The following is a 6,463-nucleotide window of genomic DNA, read 5'->3' as shown; positions in this document are numbered from 1 at the left end:
GCTTCCACCGCGGCATTCAGCGCCAGGATGTTGGTCTGGAACGCGATGCCGTCGATGACCGACACGATTTCCGAGATCTTGCGCGAGCTGGCCGAGATGGCCTGCATGGTGCTGACCACTTCCGATACCGCCGAACCGCCGCGCTCGGCCACGTCCGACGCGCTGGCGGCCAGTTGGTTGGCCTGGCGCGCGTTGTCGGCGTTCTGCTTCACGGTCGAGGCCAGCTCTTCCATCGAGGCAGCGGTCTCTTCCAGCGAGGCGGCCTGCTGCTCGGTGCGGCTGGACAGGTCCGTATTGCCGGCCGAGATTTCACGCGCGCCCAGGTTGATCTCGTCCACGCCGCGGCGCACCGTCGACACGGTGCGGGTCAGGCTTTCCTGCATGCGCTTGATGGCGCCGAACAGGTGGCCGATTTCGTTCGTGCTGCGCACTTCGATGCGGCCGGTGAAATCGCCCGCCGAGATCTTCTCGAAATGGTCGCCAGCTTCGTGCAGCGGACGCAGCACGGTGCGGTTGATGAAGATCCAGCAGCCGACGGCCAGCACCAGCGCGATGGCCAGCATCACGATGGTGACGATGCGCGAGATGTCGTGATCGACCTGAGCCTGCGCGGCCAATTCGTTGGTGCGGGTGTCGATGAACTGCAGCACGTTGTTGACGGCTTCGCGGAACGCGGTGTTCGCGGCGCTGCCTGCGTCGTTCAGGTCCAGGTATTGCTGGATGGCGAGATTCTTCAGGGCGGAGGACTGGCGCTGGTAGACGTCGTCGAACTGCTTGTAGGCCGCCTCGAGCTTCTGCACCAGGTCTTCCGAGCCGGCCATGCGCGGGGCCTTGCGGAATTCATTCAGCGTCTTCACGCCTTCGGCCATCAGCGAATCGGCGCGTTGCGCCTGCGAGGTGGACTGCTCGGTCTTGCCCTGCTGCATGTCCATCAGCGACGTTGCAAGCAGCAGACGGCCGCGCAGGAAGATGCTGTAGGCGCGCTGCAGCTGCGTCGCCTGGTTGGAATAGGCGGCGTTGATCTGTCCCAGCTTGTCATTGCTGGAATTCAATCCCATCCACGCCACGCCGTTCGAGATGAACATGGCGCCCGAGAAGAGCAACAGCACCAGGATGATACAGGTGCGAACTTTCAAATTACCAAGCATGAAATATCCGAGCGTTGAGCAACGAAAAACGACACTACCTACCCTACACGCACCACGGACGCCCCGGCCCCTGGCCGGCAGCGTCCGAAAGGTGCGCCACGCGCAGCGCCATGAACCGGCGCGGCGCCGAAACTTATCGCATCACTTGCGGCTGAACAGGCTGGACCCCTGGATCGTCATGAACGCGGCCGAGGCCGCCTGCAAGGCCACCTGCCGCAGCGCAAGCTGGCTGGCGCCGGCGTAGTAGTCCAGGTCTTCCAGGTCCGACAGCGACTTCGAGTACGACAGGCCCTTCTGCGTGCCGGTGGCGTCCAGCGCCTCCAGCTCGTTCAGGCGCGCGCCCACCGAGGCGCCGACCGTCAGGACGTTGTCGTAGTTCGAGGCCAGCTTCTTGTTGGCGGTGGCCAGTTCATTGTTCAGGCGAGCCAGCGCCTTCTCGTCGCCCGCGATGGGCGAGTCGAGCACCTTGATCAGGCTGTCCAGCGTGGCGAACATGTCCAGGTCGGCCGACTGGATGTTCTCGACGTCGATCACGTCGCCATTCTGCGGCGTGCCCTTGACCACCACGGCGACGCCGCCGAAGTCGATGCTGGTGCCCGGCGTGTACGCCGTCGGGCCGGCCGGCGGCGCGGGGCTGATCACCGGCGGGACGGGCGGGGTCGCATTCGGTTCCGTCGTGATGACGCGGTAACCCATGTTGCCCGTCGCGGGATCGGATTCGAACTGCAGGCTGAAATTCTTGCCGATGTTGGCGCTGTTCGGGGTGACCGACACGGTGCCGAACTCGGCGGTGCCGGCGTTGGCCGGCGAAGCGGTGGCGACATACGCCTGCGAACCCGGGTTGGCGCGATTGAAGATGTCGCTGCCCAGGTCGCTGGTGGAAAGCTGGCGCGACTGGTCGACCTGCACCGTGCGTTCGCCGGTGGCGCCGCTGTAGACGATCTTGCCGGTGGCGTCCTGGGCGTACGGCACGACGCTGCCCTCGTAACCCGAGAACAGGTATTGGCCGTTGCCGTCCGTGCTGTTGGCCAGGCCCAGCAGCGCGTCGCGGGCGCTCTTGAGCGCCGTCGACAACGCCTGGCGGTCGCTGTCGGCGAAGGTGCCGTTGCCGGCCTGCACGACGCGCGTGCGCACATCCTGCAATGCGGTCGTGATCGAGTCCAGGACGTTGGCTTCCTGCCCGAGGTTGGTCTTGGCCGTGTTGCGGTTCAGTCCATACGTCGAGTTCATGCTCTGCGTCTGCGCGACGCCGATCGACAACGACGCCGCCAGCGGATCGTCCGCCGGGCTCAGGAACTTGCGGCCGCTGCCGACCTGCTCAACCAGGCGATTCATGTCGGATTCCTGGGCGAGCACGCCGCTCAGGCCGTTCGTGTACATCATCGTGGTGCTCAGACGCATGGTGCAGCTCCGAAATGCTTTCTAGTATTCACAATCAACGTTCTGATCAGCCGCGCAGGCCCAACAGCGTGTCAAAAATGGTGCTCGCCACATCGATGATGCGAGCGCTGGCCTGGTATTGCTCCTGGTAGAGCGACAGGCTCACGTACTCTTCGTTCAGGTTGACGCCCGACACCGCCTGCTGTGCCGCCGTGGTCTGCTTGATCAGGTTGACCTGCGCGGTGGCGGCGGTCTTGATCTGCTGCGTCTGCACGCCGACCGTGTTCACGACCTGCGCGAACATGTCGTTGATGCTCATGGTGCCGTGTCCCAGCAGCTTGGTGTTCTGCAGTTGGGCCAGCTTCAGCGCGTTCTTGCCGTTGGCGTCGCCACCCTCCGCGTCGGCCGCGGCGACCTTGTCCGGATCCGTGATCACGACTTCGATGTCGCGGGCGGCATCGCGCGTGGGCGACAGCGACCACTTGTCGCCGGCCTGGGGCGGCGCGTTGATCGTCAGCGTCACGCCCATCTCGTTTTCGAGGTTCAGCGTGGCGGTGGGCGGCGTGCCCGTGGCCGGGCCGTTGTAGACCTGCGCGCCTTCCGGCAAGCGCACGACCTGGTAATTGGCGCCGTCGAACGAGATCTCGTAGTCCTTGGCGTTGATGTTCGCCAGGTTGGTGAATTCACCGGAGATCTGCGCGTTGCTTTTGTTCTGCGTGTTCGGCACGCCCTGGGGCGAGCCGATGCTGAAGAAATCCGTGCCCGGATTGCCGCTCTGGTCCAGGCCCTGGTTGTGCTGTTCGTTGAACGACAGCGCCAGGCCGACGGCCATCTGGCCGAGCTGGTTCTGCATGACGTCCAGGGACGACGCGCGGAACTGCAGCAGGCCGCCCAGCTTGCCGCCGGTAACGTCGGCATCCTTCATCTCGACCGCGACGGTCTTGCCCGTGCCCGCCGGCAGCGTGTAGGCCAGGACGGTGCGGCCTGCGTCGGACGACGACGGCACGGCCTGCAGCGGGTAGATGGAGTTGCCCGAGAGCAGCGACTGGCCGCCCTTGGTGAGCGAAATGCTGATCTTGTCGCCCTGCTCGTAGGTCGTGATGCCGATGAGCTGGTTCAGTTCCATGACGGCCTGGTCGCGCTGGTCGAGCAGGTCGTTCGGGGGGCTGCCGCCGGCCTTGCCGGACGCCAGCGAAATCTGCTGGTTCAGGTCGTCGATGCGGGTCAGGTAGCTGTTGACCTGGTCCACCGTCGTGGAGATCTGGGAATTCAGGCCTTCGCGCTGGTTCTGCATCTCCTGGTAGGCCGAGCGGATCTGGGTCGTCAGGCTGTTGGCCTGGCCGATCAGGTCGGCGCGCGCCGCGGGATCCGCGGGCTTGCTGGCCACCGTGTTCATGCTGGTGAAGAAATTGGTCAGGCCCGGGGCGATGCCCACGGTGCGGTCCGAGAACAGGTTGTTGATCTGCGAGACCTGATCGAGCTGGGCCTGGAGCTGGGCGCCGCTGCCCTGCGCGCCGACGAGTTGCTTGTACAGGAAGCTGTCGTAGCTGCGTTCGACGGTATCGACCTGGACGCCGCGGCCGATGTAGCCGTTGGTCGTCGCCTGGGCGCCCGCGGTGGAGGTCATCACGCGCTGGCGGTTGTAGCCGACCGTGGTGGCATTGTTGATGTTATGACCGGTCGTGGCCAGGCCCGCCTGCGCCACGTTCAACCCGCCCAATGCCGTTTTGTACAAATTCATGCTGACAATGCCCCGTATGTAACCGCAGCTGTTATCTCTGGATACTCCATTTACGGCAGGAGCTCAGCCAAATTTAGAGTCCTTCCAGCATCCGCCGTGAATTTTCCACGCTGGATGCGGCGCCCCGGAGCTGCCCCATGATGCCGATCAGCTTCTGGGCGTAGCGCGGGTCCGTCGCGTAGCCGGCATCCTGGATCCGCCGGGCCGCCTCGATCTCGTTGCGGGCCGTCGTCACGCTCTCGTAGCGCGGACTGTTGCCGATCAGGCGGGCGTAATCGGCGAACGATTCCTCGTAGGAGGAGTACGCACGGAACGGCTGGGTCACCTTCTTGGCGACGCCATCCTCGTATTCCGTGGTCAGCACGTTGACGACCTTGCCCTTCCAGCTTGCGCCGGCCTTGATCCCGAAGAGGTTGAAGCTGGTACTGCCGTCCTCGTGCTTGATTTCGCGCTTGCCCCAACCGGATTCCAGCGCCGCCTGGCCCATGATGAGACGGGCCGGCACGCCGCTTTGCTGCGACGCCAGATTGGCCGCGCGCGACATCCGGGACACGAAGTCCACCACATGATCGGGCGCCCCTTCCGCCGCGGCCAACGCACGGTCGGCGGGACGGTTGTTGCGCATCACGTTCAGCAGCGCCGACACCTCGCGCGAACCGCCCGTGCCGAAATCCAGGTCGCCGCCCTGGCCGATGCTCTTGATGGCCTCGTCCGACATCTCGCCGGGCTTGCCCTGCTGCATCTGCGCCAGGATCGCCTGCGACAGCCCGATCCCCGGCGAGGCCAGGTGCAGCGCAAGCTGCTCGTCCGCCATGGACTGCAGCATCTGGGTCTGCTGGGAATCGAACAGGCCTTCCTTGGGCGTGGCCTCGCGCATGCGCTTGAGCATCATCTGCAGGAACAGGGCCTCGAACTGCTTGGCCACCTGCTTCTGCTGCTCGGTCCCGGCGGGGTCCTGCTTGACGTCCCGCTTCAGGTCCGACAGGCGGCCCATGTCGAAGACCGAATCCTGCCTGGCGCTGCCGCTGGCCGCATCGTGGGTGTATGCCATGGCCGTCAGATGATTTCCAGTTCGGCGCGCAAGGCGCCCGCGCTCTTCATCGCCTGCAGGATGGCCAGCAGGTCCTGCGGCGTGGCGCCCAGGGCGTTCAGGCCCTTGACCACGTCAGCCAGGTTGGCGCTGGTGCTGACGCGCTGCAGCGAGCCATTGTCCTGGCGCACCTCGATCTGGGTGTTGGGCACCACCACCGTCTGCCCTTGCGTGAACGGCGTGTCCGGTTGGACGACCTCGTTCTGGCGGTTGATGATGACGGACAGGTTGCCGTGCGCCACCGCGGCCTCTTCGATCATGACCGTGCGGTTCATGACGACCGAGCCGGTGCGCGCATTGATGATGACCTTGGCGACGGTGGGCGCGCGGGTGACCTGCAGGTCCTCGACCTGCGACAGGAAGCGGGCCTGCGAAGCCTGCTCCATGGGCGTGCGGACCTGGATGACGCGGCCATCCAGCGCCGTGGCCGTGCCCTGCCCGAAGCGGCGGTTCAAGGCCGTGGCCACGTTCTGCGCCGTGCCGAAGTCGGTGCTGTTCAGCTCGACGTGAATGTAGCCGTCGCGCGAGAACGTGGTGGGCACGCCGCGTTCGACGATGGCGCCCGCGCTGATGCGGCCGCCGTTCAACTGGTTGATCTGCACGCTGGAGCCGCCGGACGACGCGCCCGCGCCGCCGACCAGGATATTGCCCTGCGCGATGGCGTAGACCTGGCTGTCCGCGCCCTTGAGCGGCGTCATCAGCAGCGTGCCGCCGCGCAGGCTCTTGGCGTTGCCCATGGAGGACACCACCACGTCCAGCGTCTGGCCCGGCCGCGCGAACGCCGGCAGGGTCGTCGTGACCATGACTGCGGCCACGTTCTTCAACTGCATGTTGCTGCCGGCCGGCACGGTGATGCCCAGCTGCGACAGCATGTTGGTCAAGCTCTGCTGCGTAAAGGGCGTCTGGCGCACCTGGTCGCCGCTGCCGTCCAGGCCCACGACCAGACCGTAGCCGATGAGCTGGTTGCCCCGGACGCCCTGGATGCTGGCCAGATCCTTGAGCCGATCGGCGTGCGCCGCGCCGGCGCCCGCGGCCAGCCCGACGGCGACGCACACCCGTGCCAACAGGGACAGCAATGCGGATATCGGAGTCGGTTGTTTCATG

5 protein-coding genes are annotated in these 6,463 nt (G+C 65.6%); all 5 read right to left on the bottom strand.

The genetic code is table 11. The features are described 5' to 3' along the window. A partial coding sequence (locus tag BMW75_RS28640; RefSeq protein ID WP_139208619.1) for a methyl-accepting chemotaxis protein occupies nt 1-1,148 on the bottom strand: 1,148 nt, incomplete at its 3' end. Nucleotides 1,149-1,289: 141 nt separating this feature from the next. Beyond that, nucleotides 1,290-2,549 (bottom strand): flagellar hook-associated protein FlgL, encoded by a 1,260-nt coding sequence (gene flgL, locus BMW75_RS28635; protein ID WP_092582861.1) that lies wholly within the window; start codon nt 2,547-2,549, stop codon nt 1,290-1,292. A 46-nt stretch (nt 2,550-2,595) separates the two neighbouring features. After that, nucleotides 2,596-4,269: a flagellar hook-associated protein FlgK gene (gene flgK / locus BMW75_RS28630; protein WP_092582860.1), complete on the bottom strand. Its 1,674-nt coding sequence runs from the start codon at nt 4,267-4,269 to the stop codon at nt 2,596-2,598. Between the two features lie 73 nt (nt 4,270-4,342). Beyond that, nucleotides 4,343-5,320: a flagellar assembly peptidoglycan hydrolase FlgJ gene (gene flgJ / locus BMW75_RS28625; RefSeq protein WP_092582859.1), complete on the bottom strand. Its 978-nt coding sequence runs from the start codon at nt 5,318-5,320 to the stop codon at nt 4,343-4,345. A gap of 5 nt (nt 5,321-5,325) precedes the next feature. Continuing rightward, nucleotides 5,326-6,462 (bottom strand): flagellar basal body P-ring protein FlgI, encoded by a 1,137-nt coding sequence (locus tag BMW75_RS28620; protein WP_092582858.1) that lies wholly within the window; start codon nt 6,460-6,462, stop codon nt 5,326-5,328. Nucleotide 6,463: the final 1 nt, after the last annotated feature.

Origin of the sequence: Achromobacter sp. NFACC18-2 (genome assembly GCF_900108985.1) — a bacterium.
Lineage (GTDB): Bacteria > Pseudomonadota > Gammaproteobacteria > Burkholderiales > Burkholderiaceae_B > Achromobacter.
The sequence above is the reverse complement of the archived record's forward strand: the minus strand, read 5'-3'. Positions and strand labels throughout refer to the sequence as shown.

Bases quoted from the DNA above. Each gene is read 5' to 3' on its own strand.
- flgL (WP_092582861.1), bottom strand. From the start codon at position 2,549: ATGCGTCTGAGCACCACGATGATGTACACGAACGGCCTGAGCGGCGTG.
- flgK (WP_092582860.1), bottom strand. From the start codon at position 4,269: ATGAATTTGTACAAAACGGCATTGGGCGGGTTGAACGTGGCGCAGGCG.
- flgJ (WP_092582859.1), bottom strand. From the start codon at position 5,320: ATGGCATACACCCACGATGCGGCCAGCGGCAGCGCCAGGCAGGATTCG.
- BMW75_RS28620 (WP_092582858.1), bottom strand. From the start codon at position 6,462: ATGAAACAACCGACTCCGATATCCGCATTGCTGTCCCTGTTGGCACGG.